The organism is Cedecea sp. B1(4), assembly GCF_059414925.1.
The window spans coordinates 26478-43751 of record NZ_JCAHMZ010000014.1 but is presented as its reverse complement, the minus strand read 5'-3'; the positions used below and the strand labels follow the sequence as shown (position 1 = coordinate 43751).

Annotated in this window: 17 protein-coding genes and 1 riboswitch; of the genes, 7 read left to right on the top strand and 10 right to left on the bottom strand. The window is 55.1% G+C overall.

The genetic code is table 11. The annotated features are described in order from the left end of the window. Positions 1 to 161: 161 nt before the first annotated feature. Entirely contained in the window at positions 162 to 1559 is a 1398-nt protein-coding gene (rhlE, locus tag ACR6JA_RS21025; protein WP_166995359.1) for an ATP-dependent RNA helicase RhlE, read from the bottom strand. Between the two features lie 253 nt (positions 1560 to 1812). Here rhlE and cecR point away from each other — a divergent pair, with 253 nt between their 5' ends. Genes cecR through ACR6JA_RS21000 form a run of 5 tightly spaced genes read left to right on the top strand, consistent with a single transcriptional unit; the run spans position 1813 to position 7483 of the window. Beyond that, positions 1813 to 2508, top strand: coding sequence for a transcriptional regulator CecR (gene cecR, locus ACR6JA_RS21020; RefSeq protein WP_494494359.1), 696 nt, complete (start codon positions 1813 to 1815; stop codon positions 2506 to 2508). Then, complete coding sequence (gene hlyD / locus ACR6JA_RS21015; protein WP_213716700.1) at positions 2498 to 3505, top strand: secretion protein HlyD; 1008 nt, start codon at positions 2498 to 2500, stop codon at positions 3503 to 3505. Before cecR ends, hlyD begins: the two co-directional genes overlap by 11 nt. Beyond that, on the top strand, positions 3492 to 5240 hold the full coding sequence (locus ACR6JA_RS21010; RefSeq protein WP_494494358.1) for an ATP-binding cassette domain-containing protein: 1749 nt from the start codon (positions 3492 to 3494) through the stop codon (positions 5238 to 5240). Before hlyD ends, ACR6JA_RS21010 begins: the two co-directional genes overlap by 14 nt. Next, positions 5227 to 6366, top strand: coding sequence for an ABC transporter permease (locus ACR6JA_RS21005; RefSeq protein WP_494494357.1), 1140 nt, complete (start codon positions 5227 to 5229; stop codon positions 6364 to 6366). The genes ACR6JA_RS21010 and ACR6JA_RS21005 overlap by 14 nt, the downstream gene beginning before the upstream one ends. 10 nt (positions 6367 to 6376) lie before the next feature. After that, a complete protein-coding gene (locus tag ACR6JA_RS21000) occupies positions 6377 to 7483 on the top strand; it encodes an ABC transporter permease (protein WP_166875710.1) in 1107 nt (368 codons plus the stop codon). Here ACR6JA_RS21000 and ACR6JA_RS20995 read toward each other — a convergent pair. The 7 genes from ACR6JA_RS20995 to moaA all read right to left on the bottom strand — a co-directional run bounded on the left by ACR6JA_RS20995 (position 7445) and on the right by moaA (position 11578). Further along, a complete protein-coding gene (locus tag ACR6JA_RS20995; protein ID WP_008456275.1) occupies positions 7445 to 7852 on the bottom strand; it encodes a YbhQ family protein in 408 nt (135 codons plus the stop codon). The two genes, ACR6JA_RS21000 and ACR6JA_RS20995, sit on opposite strands and share 39 nt — an antisense overlap. A gap of 185 nt (positions 7853 to 8037) precedes the next feature. Beyond that, positions 8038 to 8748, bottom strand: coding sequence for a Bax inhibitor-1/YccA family protein (locus ACR6JA_RS20990; protein WP_008456273.1), 711 nt, complete (start codon positions 8746 to 8748; stop codon positions 8038 to 8040). A 90-nt stretch (positions 8749 to 8838) separates the two neighbouring features. Further along, on the bottom strand, positions 8839 to 9291 hold the full coding sequence (moaE, locus tag ACR6JA_RS20985; protein ID WP_494494356.1) for a molybdopterin synthase catalytic subunit MoaE: 453 nt from the start codon (positions 9289 to 9291) through the stop codon (positions 8839 to 8841). Further along, the gene (gene moaD, locus ACR6JA_RS20980) at positions 9292 to 9537 is read right to left on the bottom strand and encodes a molybdopterin synthase sulfur carrier subunit (protein WP_213716692.1); all 246 of its coding nucleotides are present in this window, start codon (positions 9535 to 9537) and stop codon (positions 9292 to 9294) included. Next, positions 9530 to 10015 carry a cyclic pyranopterin monophosphate synthase MoaC gene (moaC, locus tag ACR6JA_RS20975; protein ID WP_213716690.1) on the bottom strand — a complete coding sequence of 162 codons (486 nt, stop codon included), beginning with the start codon at positions 10013 to 10015 and terminating at the stop codon, positions 9530 to 9532. The genes moaD and moaC overlap by 8 nt, the downstream gene beginning before the upstream one ends. A 3-nt stretch (positions 10016 to 10018) precedes the next feature. Beyond that, entirely contained in the window at positions 10019 to 10531 is a 513-nt protein-coding gene (gene moaB / locus ACR6JA_RS20970) for a molybdenum cofactor biosynthesis protein B (protein WP_494494355.1), read from the bottom strand. Positions 10532 to 10555: 24 nt separating this feature from the next. Beyond that, a complete protein-coding gene (gene moaA, locus ACR6JA_RS20965; protein ID WP_494494354.1) occupies positions 10556 to 11578 on the bottom strand; it encodes a GTP 3',8-cyclase MoaA in 1023 nt (340 codons plus the stop codon). Beyond that, positions 11534 to 11668, bottom strand: a riboswitch (molybdenum cofactor riboswitch). Its footprint overlaps the gene before it by 45 nt. A 208-nt stretch (positions 11669 to 11876) precedes the next feature. Between moaA and yvcK the strand changes: the two genes are divergently transcribed. Beyond that, entirely contained in the window at positions 11877 to 12785 is a 909-nt protein-coding gene (gene yvcK / locus ACR6JA_RS20960; RefSeq protein ID WP_494494353.1) for a uridine diphosphate-N-acetylglucosamine-binding protein YvcK, read from the top strand. Positions 12786 to 12795: 10 nt separating this feature from the next. On the opposite strand, the gene uvrB is transcribed toward yvcK, so the two are convergent. Further along, a complete protein-coding gene (uvrB, locus tag ACR6JA_RS20955) occupies positions 12796 to 14811 on the bottom strand; it encodes an excinuclease ABC subunit UvrB (protein ID WP_494494352.1) in 2016 nt (671 codons plus the stop codon). Between the two features lie 791 nt (positions 14812 to 15602). Here uvrB and ACR6JA_RS20950 point away from each other — a divergent pair. Next, entirely contained in the window at positions 15603 to 16313 is a 711-nt protein-coding gene (locus tag ACR6JA_RS20950; protein ID WP_213716680.1) for an ABC transporter ATP-binding protein, read from the top strand. 12 nt (positions 16314 to 16325) lie between these two features. On the opposite strand, the gene ACR6JA_RS20945 is transcribed toward ACR6JA_RS20950, so the two are convergent. Next, positions 16326 to 16844 (bottom strand): helix-turn-helix transcriptional regulator, encoded by a 519-nt coding sequence (locus tag ACR6JA_RS20945; protein ID WP_494494351.1) that lies wholly within the window; start codon positions 16842 to 16844, stop codon positions 16326 to 16328. Positions 16845 to 17274 lie beyond the last annotated feature (430 nt).

The following is a 17274-nucleotide window of genomic DNA, read 5'->3' as shown; positions in this document are numbered from 1 at the left end:
CCGATAATATGTGTGGAGTTATCCCCTCACCCCGACTCTCTTCCCAGAGGGGAGAGGGGAAAAAACTGGGATTCCGCCAGTTCCCACCGTCAAAGAAGCAGAAGAAATGCGGGGGTCTTTAATCCCCTCTCCCTTTAAGGGAGAGGGTGAGGGTATGAAACTTACTGCGCTGCCGCTGGTTTACGCGGTGGGCGACGGCGACGGGTATTATCCCCTGCCGGCTTCGCAGCACCTTCGCCCTGCGGTTTACCGCTGCGACGCGGGCCGTTGTTACGCTCACCGGAAGCATTTGCGTTTCCGCCGTTGCCACTGCGACGCTGGCCCTGGCCCTGGCTTTGACCACCGCGACCGCCCTGGCCGCCACGACCACCGCCGCCACGCTGCTGACGACCGTTGACGATTGGCTCGGCCGGAATGGACGGATCAACATCAAAACCTGGCAATGCGATACGTGGGATCTCGCGCTTCAGCAGACGCTCAATGTCGCGCAGCAGCTTATGCTCGTCCACGCACACCAGAGAAAGTGCTTCACCGGTGGCTGCCGCACGACCGGTACGGCCAATACGGTGCACGTAGTCTTCCGGTACGTTCGGCAACTCATAGTTAACAACGTGCGGCAGTTCTTCAATGTCCAGACCGCGAGCCGCGATATCGGTCGCCACCAGCACACGAATACCGCCGCTTTTGAAGTCCGCCAGCGCGCGTGTACGAGCGCCCTGGCTCTTGTTACCGTGGATTGCCGCCGCGGTGATACCGTCTTTTTGCAGCTGCTCTGCCAGATGGTTAGCACCGTGTTTGGTGCGGGTGAACACCAGCACTTGCTGCCAGTTACCTTCGCCAATCATCTGCGACAGCAGTTCCCGCTTGCGCTTTTTGTCCACAAAGTGAACGTGCTGCGTGACCTGCTCAGACGCCGTGTTGCGGCGAGCCACTTCCACTTCTTCCGGGTTGTGCAGCAGCTTCTCAGCCAGCGCTTTAATGTCGTCGGAGAAGGTCGCGGAGAACAGCAGGTTCTGGCGGCGTGCAGGCAGTTTAGCCAGCACGCGACGAATGTCATGAATGAAGCCCATATCCAGCATGCGGTCGGCTTCGTCCAGCACCAGAATCTCGATCTGATCGAGTTTCACCGCATTCTGATGCTCAAGATCCAGCAGACGGCCTGGGGTTGCCACCAACACATCCACGCCGCCGCGCAGCTTCATCATCTGCGGGTTAATGCTCACGCCGCCGAAGACAACCAGCGAGCGGATATTTAAATATTTGCTGTAGTCGCGGACGTTCTCACCAATCTGCGCCGCCAGTTCGCGGGTTGGGGTGAGGATCAGCGCACGCACCGGGCGACGGCCCTTCAGGTGAGGCGCGCTGTCGGTCAGACGCTGTAACAGCGGCAGGGTAAAGCCTGCGGTTTTGCCGGTGCCGGTTTGGGCACTGGCCATCAGGTCACGGCCTGATAAGACTACCGGGATTGCCTGGCGCTGAATTGGGGTAGGCTCACGATAGCCCTGCTCTTCCACCGCACGCAAAATATCGGCATTCAGGCCGAGAGAATCAAAAGACATAGGAACTCCAGAACCGCCCTGACCGCATTGTGCGGTGTAGTTTCCAGGGGGAACATCACGCGCCAGCGCTAAGCTGGCGAAGAGAGGAGGCGCAAACCACGGCGCCGTTCGCGTGCAGTGTAGCAGTTTTTGTGATCTTCCGCATAAATTCTCATTTTCCTCTCCGCAAGCAGAATAAAGCCTTGTACTGGACAGGGTTGATAACTTTGCTTACTCTTAATCAATCGATTGATTAACATTTTAAGAGGTCGGTATGACACCTTCGCCGACGCCGGTCACCAGCCGCGGAGAGCAGGCTAAAAATACGCTCATCACCGCTGCCATCGCGCAATTCGCTGAATATGGCATGCACGCCACCACGCGAGATATCGCCGCCCAGGCTGGGCAAAATATTGCCGCGATCACCTACTACTTTGGCTCCAAAGAAGCGCTGTATATGGCTTCCGCTCAGTGGATTGCCGATTTCATCAGCGGTAAATTTCACGAGCATGTTGCCCACGCAGAAGCCCTTCTGTGTCAGCCCGAACCGGACAAAGAGAAAATACGGCATCTTATTCATACCGCGCTCGGGCAAATGATCGCCCTGCTGACCGCCGACGACACGCTCAACCTGAGCAAATTTATCTCCCGCGAACAGCTTTCCCCGACCGCCGCTTATCAGCTTATTCACCAGCAGGTTATCGACCCGATGCACACTCTGCTGACCACGCTGGTGGCGCAGTACACCGGACGAGATCCTTTTGATACCGACACTATTTTGCATACCCACACGCTGCTAGGCCAGGTGCTGGCCTTCCGGCTTGGGCGAGAAACGATTCTGTTGCGCACCGGCTGGCCTCAGTTTGACCAGGCCAAAGTGCAGCAAATAAGCCGCGTGGTGCTGAGCCACGTTGATTTCATCCTGCAGGGATTATCCGTAAACAGAGGAAAAGCTAGTGATGAACAATAAGAAGCCGGTGATTGCCGTCATTGTGATTCTAGTGCTCGTGGCCGCGGCGTTTGGCGGCTGGAAATGGTATCAGAGCCAGCAAAACAGCGAGCTAACGCTTTACGGCAACGTGGATATCCGCACCGTTAACCTTAGCTTCCGCGTGGGAGGGCGACTCGCGGCGCTTGAGGTAGATGAAGGCGATGCAATCAAAACCGGTGAACCGCTGGGGCTGATAGATAAAGCACCGTATGAAAACGCTTTGCGCCAGGCTGAAGCCAACGTTGCGGCCGCCCAGGCTAAGTACGATTTGATTATTGCGGGCTACCGCAACGAAGAAATAGCCCAGGCTGCAGCGCAGGTTAACCAGGCGCAGGCAGCCTACGATTACGCGCAAAACTTCTACCAGCGCCAACAGGGATTGTGGGCGACCAAAACCATCTCGGCGAATGATTTAGCCAACGCCCGCTCGTCCAGCGACCAGGCAAAAGCCACGCTGAAAGCGGCCAAGGATAAGCTCAGTCAGTACCGCAGCGGCAACCGCCCGCAGGAAATCGCTCAGGCGCAGGCCAGCCTTCAGCAAGCCAAAGCACAGCTGGCTCAGTCGCAGCTAGATCTGCAGGATACCACTCTGATTGCACCTTCTGACGGCACGTTGCTGACCCGTGCCGTTGAACCCGGCAGCATGCTTAACGCAGGCAGCACGGTACTCACCCTGTCCCTCACGCGCCCGGTGTGGGTTCGCGCCTATATCGACGAAACCAACCTCGGGCAGGCCAAACCCGGCAGCGAACTGCTGATTTACACCGATGGCCGCCCGGACAAGCCATACCACGGCAAAGTGGGATTTGTGTCTCCAACGGCCGAGTTCACTCCAAAAACGGTTGAAACTCCCGATTTGCGCACGGATTTAGTCTACCGCTTACGCATTATCGTGACCGATGCAGATGACGCGCTGCGTCAGGGCATGCCCGTTACGGTGAAATTCAACGGTGGAACTCAGCATGAGCAGCAATGACGCGGTCATTCATCTGCAGGGGTTGGTGAAGCGTTTCCCTGGCCTTGAAAAACCGGCCGTCGCCAGCCTGGATTGCGAAATTCATGCTGGGGCAGTCACCGGCCTGGTCGGCCCGGACGGCGCGGGGAAAACTACGCTAATGAGGATGCTGGCTGGATTGCTGCAGCCAAGCGAAGGCGCCGCCTCGGTGATCGGCCTCGACCCGATTAAAGACGATCGCGCTTTGCACGCTGAACTGGGCTACATGCCGCAGAAATTTGGCCTGTACGAAGATTTGACGGTAATGGAGAACCTGACGCTTTATGCCGACCTGCGAGGCGTGACCGGGGAGCAGCGTAAAAGCACCTTTGCCCGACTGCTGGAATTCACCTCTCTCGGGCCGTTTACCGAGCGGCTGGCGGGCAAACTCTCAGGCGGGATGAAGCAAAAGCTTGGTCTCGCCTGTACGCTCGTCGGCCAGCCGAAAGTCCTTTTGCTGGATGAACCTGGCGTAGGCGTAGACCCCATATCCCGGCGTGAACTGTGGCAAATGGTGCACGAGCTGGCGGGCGAAGGCATGCTGATCCTCTGGAGCACATCGTATCTCGATGAGGCCGAGCAGTGCCGAGAAATCCTGCTGATGAACGAGGGCGAGCTGCTTTATCACGGTGCGCCGAAAGCGCTGACACAGAAGATGGCCGGGCGTTCACTGCTGGTCAGCCACGAGCAGGAGAATAATCGCCAGCTACTTCAGCGCGCGCTGAAGCTGCCGCAGGTCAGCGACGGCGTGATTCAGGGGCGCTCTGTGCGGCTGATCCTTGCCAAAGAGGCGAAAGTGAACGATCTGGCAAATGCCCTGAGCGTGCCCGAGTCCAGCCTGAAAGAAACTGACCCGCGATTTGAAGACGCGTTTATTGATTTACTGGGTGGCGCAGCCGCGAACGAATCGCCACTGGGCGATATTCTTCATACCGTTGACGGCGAGTCAGGCGAGACGGTGATTCAGGCCGAAGAGTTAACCAAAAAGTTCGGCGACTTTGCCGCTACCGACCACGTTAACTTTGCCGTTAAGCGCGGTGAAATCTTCGGGCTGCTTGGCCCTAACGGCGCCGGCAAGTCCACCACCTTCAAGATGATGTGTGGTTTGTTAGTCCCCACTTCGGGCAAAGCACTGGTGCTGGACATGGATTTGAAAACCAGCTCCGGCAAAGCACGCCAGCACCTGGGCTACATGGCGCAAAAATTCTCCCTCTACGGCAACCTGACGGTGGCACAAAATCTCCGTTTCTTCTCCGGTGTTTATGGCCTTCGCGGGCGCGCTCAGCAGGACAAAATTGCCCGCATGAGCGAGGCATTTGCGCTGCAGCCTATCGCCAATAGCACGACAGATTCTCTGCCTCTGGGTTTTAAGCAGCGGCTGGCGCTTGCCTGCTCGCTGATGCACGAACCGGATATTCTGTTTCTCGATGAACCGACATCCGGCGTGGATCCCATTACCCGCCGCGAGTTCTGGCTGCATATCAACAGCATGGTAGAGAAAGGCGTGACGGTGATGGTGACCACTCACTTTATGGATGAGGCCGAATACTGCGACCGCATCGGGCTGGTCTACCGAGGCAAGCTGATTGCCAGCGGCACACCGGACGACCTAAAACAGCAGATAGCGGATGACGACACGCCCGACCCCACCATGGAGCAGGCGTTTATCGGGCTGATTCACGAGTGGGATAAGGAGCACAGCGATGAGCGAACATAGCCAAAGGATATCGTGGCGCCGCGTCCGCGCCCTGTGCGTGAAAGAAACCCGGCAAATCGTACGCGACCCCAGCAGTTGGTTAATTGCCGTGGTTATCCCGCTTCTGCTGCTGTTTATCTTCGGCTACGGCATTAATCTCGATTCCAGCCGCCTCCACGTCGGCGTGCTGATCGAGCAGCAGAGCGAAGATGCACTGGATTTCACCCACGCCATCAGCGCCTCGCCGTTTATTGAGCCCACCATCAGCGATAACCGCGAGCAGCTGATTCAGCTCATGCAGGCCGGGAGAATTCGCGGCATGGTGACGATTCCTCCCGACTTTGCTCAGAACATGGCCCGCCCCGGCGCAACTGCCCCGATTCAGGTGATCACCGACGGCAGCGAGCCCAATACGGCTAACTTTGTTCAGGGCTATATCCAGGGGATCTGGCAGCTTTGGCAGCAACAGCGGGCGGAAGATCTCGGAGAGCACTTTGAGCCCCTAATCGACGTGCAGCTGCGCTATTGGTTCAACCCCGCCGCCATCAGCCAGCACTTTATCATTCCCGGCGCGGTGACCATCATCATGACGGTCATTGGCGCTATCCTGACCTCTCTGGTCGTGGCCCGGGAATGGGAACGCGGCACCATGGAGGCTCTGCTTTCCACGCAGGTGACGAAGACCGAACTGCTGCTCTGTAAGCTGGTGCCCTATTATGTTTTGGGGATGTTAGCCATGCTGCTTTGTATGCTGGTGACGGTGTTTATTCTAGGCGTACCGTGGCGCGGCTCGCTGATACTGCTGTTTCTGATCACCAGCCTGTTTTTACTCAGCACGCTGGGCATGGGGCTACTGATCTCCACCATTACACGCAACCAGTTTAACGCCGCGCAGGTCGCGCTGAACGCCGCATTTTTACCGTCCATCATGCTGTCCGGCTTTATTTTCCAGATAGACAGTATGCCGGCGATTATCCGGGCGGTGACCTACGTCATCCCGGCGCGCTACTTCGTCAGCACCCTGCAAAGCCTGTTCCTGGCGGGGAATATCACCTCGGTGTTGATCGTCAACACGCTGTTTTTGATTGCCTCGGCGGTGATGTTTATCGGCCTGACGGCGCTGAAAACCAAACGTCGGCTCGATTAAGGGAGAAAGCATGTTTTATCGTTTATGGACGTTGATTCGCAAAGAGCTGCAGTCGCTGCTACGCGAGCCGCAGACCCGCGCCATCCTGATTTTGCCGGTGCTGCTGCAGGTGCTTTTGTTCCCGTTTGCCGCCACGCTTGAGGTCACCAATGCCACCATCGCTATCTATAACGAAGACAACGGTAACCATTCGATTGAGCTGACCCAGCGCTTTGCCCGTGCCAGCGCCTTCAGCCACGTGCTGCTGCTGAAAAGCCCGCAGGAAATACAGCCGACGATAGACAACCAAAAAGCGCTGCTGCTGATTCGCTTCCCGGCAAATTTTTCGCGCGATATTGCCAGTCAGAATCCGGCGAAGCTGCAGATTCTGCTCGACGGGCGTAACTCAAATAGCGCGCAGATTGCCGCGAATTACCTCCAGCAAATCGTCAATAACTATCAGCAAGAGCTGATGACCGGCCTGCCCAAACCCAACAACAGTGAACTGACTATTCGCAACTGGTATAACCCTAACCTCGATTACAAATGGTTTGTGGTGCCGTCGCTGATTGCGATGATTACCACCATCGGCGTAATGATTGTAACGTCCCTCTCCGTGGCCCGGGAACGCGAGCAAGGCACACTCGATCAGCTGTTGGTTTCTCCCCTGGCCACCTGGCAAATTTTTATTGGCAAAGCGGTTCCCGCGCAGATTGTCGCGTTGGTGCAGGCCACCATTGTGCTGGCGGTAGGAATTTGGGGCTACCACATCCCCTTCTCCGGCTCGCTGCTGCTGTTTTACTTCACGATGATTATCTACGGGCTGTCTCTGGTGGGGTTCGGGCTGCTGATTTCCGCCCTCTGCTCAACCCAGCAGCAGGCGTTTATTGGCGTGTTTGTCTTTATGATGCCGGCGATCCTGCTCTCCGGCTATGTCTCACCGGTGGAAAACATGCCGGTGTGGCTGCAGGATTTGACGTGGATAAACCCGATTCGTCATTTTACCGATATCACCAAGCAGATTTACCTGAAGGATGCGAGCTTTGGGATTGTCTGGCAGAGTTTGTGGCCGCTGCTGGTGATTGCGGCCACAACGGGTTCAGCGGCGTACTGGATGTTTAGGCGTAAGATTGCGTGATTTGTCTTTCGCGAGCAGAGAGAAGATAGCTGGCCCGGCGAGCATTGCCAGGCCGGCGAGCGCCAAAAGAAGGTGACTCTGTACCACGCGCGACAGCAGCCACAGCGCAATCATTGCGTTACCGAAATACCATGTAGTAGTCAGCTCTTCAAGAAAATCACCGATATCGCGCAGCAAGCCGGTGTGAAAACGCTGGAAGATAAACATCAGCACCACGGTGGCGACATAAAGCAGGCACAGCCCTACGCCCACGGGGATCAGGGTCGCGGTTTTCCAGCCAACGAGCAGCGCAGCGACCACCGCAAGATGCAGCATAATCTGCCAGCAACCCAGTCCGGTTCTCACTCTTACACGTTGTTGCCACTTCATGCTTTATCTCCTGGAGTATTTCTTCCTGTTAATCAGAGTACGCAAGTGTACGGAAATTTCCTCAATACGCCCCCTTTTTGTGACAGATATTGCAATATATTTCCGTTCAGGCAGGTAAAAGTCGCGAGAGGAAAAGCAAAACAGAGGGAAAAACTCCCTCCCCCGAAGGAGAGGGAATGCGTAGATTAGCGGCGGTTACCGAAGATACGCAGCAGCATCAGGAACAGGTTGATGAAGTCCAGGTACAGCGTCAGGGCACCCAGAATCGAGTACTTACGCAGCATTTGCGCGTCACGGGTATCAATTTGCTCGCCGATGTTTTTCAGTTTCTGCGTGTCGTATGCGGTCAGGCCCACAAACACCACCACGCCGATGTAGGTGATGGCCCACATGAGCGCATCGCTTTTTAGCCAGAAATTAACCAGCGAAGCCAGTACAATTCCGATCAGCGCCATAAACAACATGTTGCCGAAGCCGCTCAGGTCACGTTTGGTGGTATAGCCATAGAGGCTCATGGCACCAAACATCCCGCCCGCCACCACAAATGTGCTGGCGATGGACGAATAGGTATAAACCAGGAAAATGCTCGCCATGGTCAACCCGGTCAGCGCCGAGTAAAGCATAAACAGCGACGTCGCCACGCCAGCGCTCAGCTTGTGCACCATGCCGGAGAGCACAAAAACCAGCCCCAGTTGAACGATGATCAGACCAAAGAAAGTGATTTTACTGGAGAAGACAAACTCCATCACCGCCGGGGTATTCGCCGCGTACCACGCGATAAAGGCGGTTAAAAGTAGACCGCAGGTCATCCAGCCGTAAACTTGCGCCATAAAGGTCTGAAGGCCCGTATTGGCACGCTGCACGATAGTCTCATTGGGACGCGGGAATCGGTCCATGATGCTTCCTCTTTGTTGTGAATTAAGCTTCTGACGCGAGCTGTTTGGCTCACCCGCTTTAAGATTAACACATCCCGCAGACCGCGTAGCCTACCAGCGTTTAGCCGCCTGCTTATCGCTGTCCCGGGCTTCGACCCAGCGGTCGCCTTCGGCGGTCGCTTCACGTTTCCAGAACGGGGCGCGAGTTTTCAGGTAATCCATGATGAACTGGGCGGCTTCAAACGCTGAGCTGCGGTGCGCACCCGTCACGCCGACAAAGACAATTTCATCGCCTGGCCACAGTTCGCCGATGCGGTGAATCACCGTCACGCGCTGCAGCGGCCAACGGCTTCTGGCCTCGGCGACAATTTCAACCAGCGCTTTTTCGGTCATGCCCGGATAATGTTCAAGCGTCAGGGCGCTAACGCTGTCGCCAAGGTTGTGATTGCGAACTTTACCGGTGAATGTCACGACCGCACCGTCTTCATCGCACTGAGAAAGCCACTGATACTCTTCGCCGACGTTGAAACTCTCGCGGCCAACAATAATACGGGTGCTGTCCATTTAACCTCCGGTCACCGGTGGGAAAAAGGCCACTTCGTCGCCCTTTGCCAGCGGATGATCAAAGCTCACCAGTGTTTGATTGACGGCGGCCAGCAGCTTGCCGGACTCCAGCGCCAGCGCCCAGCGGCTTCCTCTGTCGGCCAATGCCGCACGCAGTTGCTCCACATCGCCGTAGACTTCATCCAGCGTCAGGCTGTCGCAGCCGACCAGTTCGCGTACCTGGGCAAAAAACAGAACATTAAGCATCGTTTGCCACCTTAAAATCGCCGGATTTTCCGCCGCTCTTTTCCAGCAGACGGACAGGGCCGATGACCATGTCTTTTTGTACGGCTTTGCACATGTCATAAATGGTCAACGCGGCGACGGAGGCCGCAGTCAATGCCTCCATTTCTACGCCGGTTTTTCCCGTCAGGCGGCACACAGACTCGATGCGAACGCGGTTTTGCTCAGTCTGAGCCTCAAGCTGCACTTCTACTTTGCTCAGTAAAAGCGGATGGCACAGCGGAATCAGTTCCCAGGTACGTTTAGCGGCCTGGATCCCCGCGATGCGTGCGGTGGCAAAAACGTCACCTTTGTGGTGACTGCCGTCAACAATCATCGCCAGCGTTGCCGGCTGCATTGTCACAAACGCTTCGGCGCGGGCCTCACGAACCGTCTCAGCCTTGGAGGACACGTCCACCATATGTGCTTCCCCGGCGGCGTTAATATGGGTCAAATGCGACATAACTTACTTCTTAATATGTGGGTGGAAATTGCACGGGCGCTGACGGGCATCCAGTTGAGGCTGAATGATATTTTCCCAGGCGGTTCGGCAGGCCTTCGTTGAGCCAGGCATGGCGAAAATCAGCGTTTTGTTCGCCATGCCCGCAACGGCGCGTGACTGCAGCGTAGAGGTGCCAATCTCTTCAAAGGAGAGCATACGAAACAGCTCGCCAAAACCTTCAACTTCCCGGTCAAACAGCGGGAGAAGCGCCTCCGGCGTCTGGTCTCCGTCGGTAAACCCGGTGCCGCCGTTGATCAACACCACCTGAACCTGCTCATCGGCAATCCACTGCGAAACTGTGGCCCGGATGGCATAACGGTTTTCTTTGACGATAGCTTTGTCTACCACCTGATGCCCCGCTTCCGTGGCGGCTTCACTCAGATAGTGACCCGAAGTGTCGTCATCTTCACCACGACGGCTGGACACCGTCAAAATAGCAATACGTGCCGGGATAAACTCTGCGCTTACCTGACTCATCGATATTCTCCTTGTGGGCAGGCTCTAGCCGCCGATATACGACAGATTTTGGGTGATGCCGGTGTTACCGTCATGCAGGAAATGGGTTTGCTTTTTCTGTGCCAGCGCGGAAGAGATACGCCCCTCCAGTTCGCTTTGCTGGGCGTCATCCGCCAACAGATCCCGCAGCGCAATTCCCTGCTCGCCAAACAGGCAGAGGTGCAGGTTACCGACGGACGAAACTCGCAGCCGGTTGCAGCTGGCACAGAAATCTTTCTCATACGGCATGATGAGCCCGATTTCGCCTTTGTAGTCGGGATGGCAGAACACCTGGGCAGGGCCATCGCTGCGCTGACGCAATTGGTGAACCCAGCCGCGCTCAAGCAGCTGGTCGCGAATGGTTTTACCGGAAATATGGTGTTTGCGGAAAAGCGAGCCGCCGTCGCCGGTTTCCATCAGCTCAATAAAGCGGAGCTGGATGGGGCGCGGTTTGATCCAGGCAAGGAAAGTCTCGAGCTGATTGTGGTTTACGTCGCGCATCAGCACGGTGTTCACTTTTACTCGCTCAAACCCCGCGCTGAAAGCCGCGTCAATGCCTTCCATCACCTGCCGAAATTTATCCTGGCCGGTAATGGCATGAAACTGACGAGCGTCCAGGCTGTCGACGCTAACGTTCAGGGCGGTCAGCCCCGCATCACGCCAGGCGTTAACATCCCGGGCCAGGCGATAGCCGTTGGTCGTCACCGCAAGCTGGCGAATCGACGCGTTTTCACGCACCGCGGCGATGATTTCGGTAAAGTCGCGGCGCAAAGAAGGTTCCCCGCCTGTCAGGCGCACCTTTTCGGTACCCAGAGCAGCAAAAGCCCGGGTAACGCGACGGATTTCATCGACCTTGAGGAAGCTTTTATTGGCCACGCCGTGCGGCTTATAGCCGTCGGGCAGGCAATAGCTGCAGCGAAAGTTGCAGACGTCGGTAATTGATAAGCGCAAGTAATAGAACTTACGCGCAAAAGCATCGGTAAGCTGGGACACTGAATACACCTTTCCAAATACGGGAGATGCAGTCATTTCTTCCTGCACCCTGGCAACCTCAGGGGCTGCGGCCAGGGCACCTTATCTTATGACTTAGGTACCATGGCTTGAGTGTGTGTTACTGCGATAGTAGCGCGACATCTGGCTTCACGCTATATCAGTTTTCGCTATATAAATCCATACATAACGAGATGATTGCTTAATTTCGCTACAGAGTACTTAAAAAGCTAACTTTTACTTTGATATGCATCATTATCCACAGAGCAAGAATCGTTTTTTTGGCGCTTTTACGCTACCTTAAGCGCCTGTATGCCTCTTAAGGATTATCTTTTCTATGCGTAATCGCACGCTTGCAGATCTTGATCGGGTTGTCGCGTTGGGCGGTGGACACGGCCTGGGTCGCGTCATGTCATCCCTTTCATCCCTCGGCTCACGTTTAACCGGCATCGTCACCACCACCGACAACGGCGGCTCAACCGGACGTATTCGACGCTCTGAGGGTGGGATTGCCTGGGGAGATATGCGCAACTGCCTGAATCAGTTGATCACTGAACCAAGCGTGGCATCAACAATGTTTGAGTACCGTTTTGGCGGTAACGGCGAACTTTCAGGCCATAACCTCGGAAATCTAATGTTAAAGGCGCTGGATCACCTCAGCGTGCGCCCTCTGGAGGCAATCAATTTAATTCGCAACCTGCTAAATGTCGATGCGCAGCTGATTCCAATGTCGGAGCATCCGGTCGATTTAATGGCGACCGACGACCAGGGCAACGCCGTGTATGGCGAAGTGAGTATCGACCAGTTGCTCAATCCACCGCAGGATCTGGCGGTCTACCCGAAAGTCCCGGCCACGCGTGAAGCCTTAGAAGCCATCGCTGAAGCCGATTTAATTTTGATTGGCCCCGGCAGCTTTTACACCAGCCTGATGCCGATTTTGCTGCTTGAAGAGATGGATCAGGCGCTGCGCCGCACGCCAGCGCCGATGGTGTATATCGGCAACCTGGGCAAAGAGCTAAGCCCTGCCGCAGCCAGCCTTTCCCTGCGCCAAAAGCTTGAGTTGATGGAACAGCATATCGGAAAACGCGTTATCGATGCCGTGCTGGTTGGCCCACAGGTTGACGTCAGCGAAGTGGGCGACAGGTTGGTTATTCAACAGCCGCTGGAAGCCAGTGACATTCGGTATCGCCACGACCGCCAGCTGCTGCGGGCAGCCCTCGAACAGGCCGTGCAGCAGCTCGGGTAAACCTCGCCGCTTATGAGGCAGCGATAAAGAGTTCGCGCAGCTTGTGAAGCTGGTCGCGTATCTGCGCCGCCTCTTCAAACTCCAGATTTTGCGCGTGTTCCAGCATCTTCGTTTCAAGCTGATGAATTTTCTGCTGCAGCGCTTTCGGCGTCAGCAAAACTTCATCATCTTCAATCACGCTGCGTGCTTTGGTTTTAACCCGCCCTTTGGTTTTCGCCATGCCTTCGCCAAGCTGCAGAACGTCCACGACTCGTTTGTTCAGGCCCTGCGGCGTAATGCCATTTTCTTCGTTGTAGCGCTGCTGCTTCTCACGGCGGCGTTCGGTTTCACCAATCGCTTTGGCCATTGACGGCGTGATTTTATCGCCGTAGAGAATCGCCTTACCGTTAACGTTACGCGCCGCACGGCCAATGGTCTGAATAAGCGAGCGCTCGGAACGCAGAAAACCTTCTTTGTCCGCATCCAGAATGGCAACCAGCGACACTTCCGGCATATCAAGACCTTCTCGCAGCAGGTTGATCCCCACCAGAACGTCAAATTCACCGAGACGCAAATCGCGGATAATCTCCATGCGCTCCACGGTGTCGATATCCGAGTGCAGATAGCGTACGCGTTCACCATGCTCCTCTAAATATTCGGTCAGGTCTTCCGCCATCCGCTTGGTTAATGTCGTCACCAGCACGCGTTCATTGATGGCCACACGTTTACGAATTTCAGAAAGCAAATCGTCTACCTGCGTTGCCACCGGACGCACTTCAATCACCGGATCGAGCAGTCCCGTAGGACGAACAACCTGGTCAACGATGTCCTCGCCAGATTTTTCCAGCTCATAGTTGCCCGGCGTCGCTGAAACGTAGATGGTCTGCGGGGCCAGCGCTTCAAACTCTTCAAATTTTAACGGGCGGTTGTCCAGCGCCGACGGCAGGCGGAAACCATATTCCACCAGCGTTTCTTTACGGGCACGGTCGCCGCGATACATGCCGCCAATTTGCGGAATAGTGACGTGGGATTCATCCACCACCAGCAGGCCATCTGCCGGAAGATAGTCAAAAAGCGTTGGGGGTGGTTCGCCAGGCCCTCGCCCGGAGAGGAAGCGCGAGTAGTTTTCAATGCCCGAACAATAACCCAGCTCGTTCATCATCTCGAGATCAAACTGGGTACGCTGGGCAATACGCTGCTCTTCCAGCAGTTTGTTATTCTCCAGCAGGAACTTGCGGCGCTCGGCCAGCTCAACTTTGATATCTTCCATCGCCTGCACAATACGCTCGCGCGGCGTAACGTAGTGCGATTTAGGGTAAATAGTAAAACGCTGAATAGTTTGATCGATTTGCCCGGTCAGTGGATCGAACAGCGACAGCCTTTCAACCTCTTCGTCGAACAACTCTACACGCAGCGCAAGATCGTCTGATTCAGCCGGGAAGATATCGACCACCTCCCCTCTTACACGGAACGTACCGCGCTGGAATGCCTGATCGTTGCGGGTGTATTGTAGCTCCGTAAGACGGCGCAGGATCGCCCGCTGATCGATGATCATACCCTTCGTCAGGTGAAGCATCATCTTCAGGTACAGGTCCGGGTCACCCAGACCGTAGATCGCCGACACGGATGCCACCACGATGACGTCCCGCCGCTCAAGCAACGCTTTGGTCGCCGACAGACGCATCTGCTCAATGTGTTCGTTCACCGACGCATCTTTTTCAATGAAGGTGTCCGAGCTTGGCACATATGCTTCAGGCTGATAGTAATCGTAGTAAGAGACAAAAAACTCAACGGCGTTGTCCGGGAAGAACTCTTTCATTTCACCGTAAAGCTGCGCCGCCAGCGTCTTATTTGGCGCCAGTACCATCGTGGGGCGCTGAAGATCGGCAATCACGTTTGCTACCGTGAAGGTTTTACCCGACCCCGTTACGCCCAGCAGCGTCTGGTGCGCCAGCCCGTTTTCAAGCCCGTCTTTCAGGCGAAGGATTGCTTCAGGCTGGTCGCCAGAAGGTTTAAATGCGGAATTCAGTTTGAACGCTTTACTCATGAACGGGCTACCTGATGAAGAAACGAGCGGGCCGGAGAGTAATTTTACCCGGCAGCGGGATTTTTGCCAGTATAAAAACTGTATAAAACACCAGTTCTCATTTTTGCTACGCCTGCTAACGACTGCTTTTTGCCACTTTGTTTGCCCAGAATTTGCCCCTTCGCCAGATAAATCTCCAGCCGCGACCGGTTATCCCCAAATTTTTTCGCCTTTTAACATTTGTCAAGGGAGGTAAGGATACCTCTGCCCGAATGTTTGACAGTTTTATTGCAGCTGTTGCTTTTATTTAACAACTTGAATTCAAATGAATATTTCACAAAGACCGGTTTCGCGCCAATTTGGCCGCAGGCCGCGCCCGCTCTCGCTTTCGTCAAGTTTTCTAACTCTAATACACAAGGTTATCCACAGGAATGGTGGATAACTGCAGCAAGCCCTTTTGCTTAGCCACTCGGAAAAACCCCTGATCTTCCTGTGCCAGGGGCGAAAAAAAAATTTCGCTAATTTTTTTGCTTTTATTCATTCGATTTCGCTATACCCGGCCATATTGAGCAAGATCCCGAAATCGAGATATATCCTGAGGTTAAAAGGCATTTTATTGCACCAAATTCGTACTTTTTAGCACCCGTCGAGTGCAGCAAGATCTCATCTTGCACGTCGGCTTTATCCTTTCAGGAAACCGATACTCAGTTTTATCCTGAATAGCGTGATGCTTTCAGGCATTATCACCAAGCTGGCAAGCTAATTGCAGCATATCCAGGGGGGAAACGACTCCCTAACCCAGGAGATGAGCCATGCTTAGCTTACGTGCTGTTAATCAGTTTTACGGTGACCACCACATACTGTGGAACCTCGACCTCGAGCTGACCCCGGGAGAATGCACCTGCGTGCTTGGCGCACCAGGCCAGGGCAAAACCACGCTCGTAAACTGCATTACCGGCTATTTGCCAGTACAAAGCGGCAGTATGCTGTGGCAACAGGCGGGACAGCCGCCTGAAGACCTGGTGAATAAACCCGTGGAGCGCAGAACTGCGCTTGGGATCGGCTACGTTCCCCAGGACAGGCGCATCTTCTCCCAGCTTAGCGTTGAGGAAAATCTTCAGATAGCGATGATGGCGGGTCATCATCGACCCCGGGTCATTCCTGCGCTGATTGATGACCTTTTTCCCGAGCTCTATAGCCTGCGGCAGGTAAAAAGCGGCGAACTTAGCGGGGATATGCAGCAACAGTTAGCGCTTGCCCGGGCATTGGTTTTAGAGCCAAGGCTGCTGATACTGGATGAACCCACTCTCGGCGGAGGGCACCGCTTTATCACAGAAATGGGCAACCTCATCCGTCGCTTAAACCGCGACTTCGGCCTGACCATTTTACTGGTCGAACAGCGGCTGCCTTTTATACGCCGGGTTGCAGACAAGTTTTGCCTGTTGCATAAAGGCCGAAATGTCGCGCAAGGGAATGTCTCCCAGCTGGACGACAAGCTCGTGGCGGGCTGGTTAGATCCCTGAACGCAGTCTCTACTACAAATTTTTCAATTTTTCCTGAAAAACCGGGTTGAGCTCCGTCATCGCCCGATGCAGGTTGCACTGCCGCGTCACTTTCGCGATATCCAACAAAGGCGAAGGTATGGGCTTCACGCCAGAGCTGTTCATCCAGCGTAAAACCGCGTCGAGATTCCATAGTGCTGTTTTCCCGTCATGTACTGGCGCTGGAAACGCCTCCCGGGAAACCATAACTTTGCGAATATACTGCCGGGACACGCCTAACAGTTCCGCGATGTCACTCAACCCCACTAAATCAGGGGCAGCTTCAACCAATAACGCGCCTTGAATAGTGCCTGAAACGTCCTTCAGCGCGCTCAGTAAGGCTTCTTCTGCTGTGTCGGCCTCGCGGATGAAATTCAGAGCAACACGCCCCGTCACACCGATGCCAACAAGGGCATCATCACACCCTCCTGCGCCCAGCGCAGCAACCCACTTCTCCGGATCTTTTTTCCCTTCAGGTAGAGTAAAAACAAGCGTGAACGTATATTCCGCCATGGAGCCTTCTCCTTGTTAATGCAGGACGCTACGTGATGCCCTATTGGCGCATCCATCCACAAGCCTGCGAATTTGTCTGGCATGGTTCTCTGCGTTGCGAGGCGTGCTCCAGACACAGCTGATACAAAACTCGCCGCACCGGCATGTTTTATCGTTCCAGGGGCAATACATTTCTCCCCAGCAATGCGAACCGCCCTCTTTGACCCGCCAACCCTGGCATTCTGCGTAGCTTAATGCCGCCTCTATCTCTTTTTGCGGGTGCCGTTTTCTGGCCATATCTCCTCCGGCTAAAAAAGCATCTCATAAAGGTTGTCATGTGACAACTCAAAGTATGAAATACTCTATAGACGTTGCAGCCTGGAATGAATCTTTGTCTGTGGTGAAAAGGTTAAAGCGGGAGCCAGCCCGAGGCTTTGCTGCGGGCCTGGCT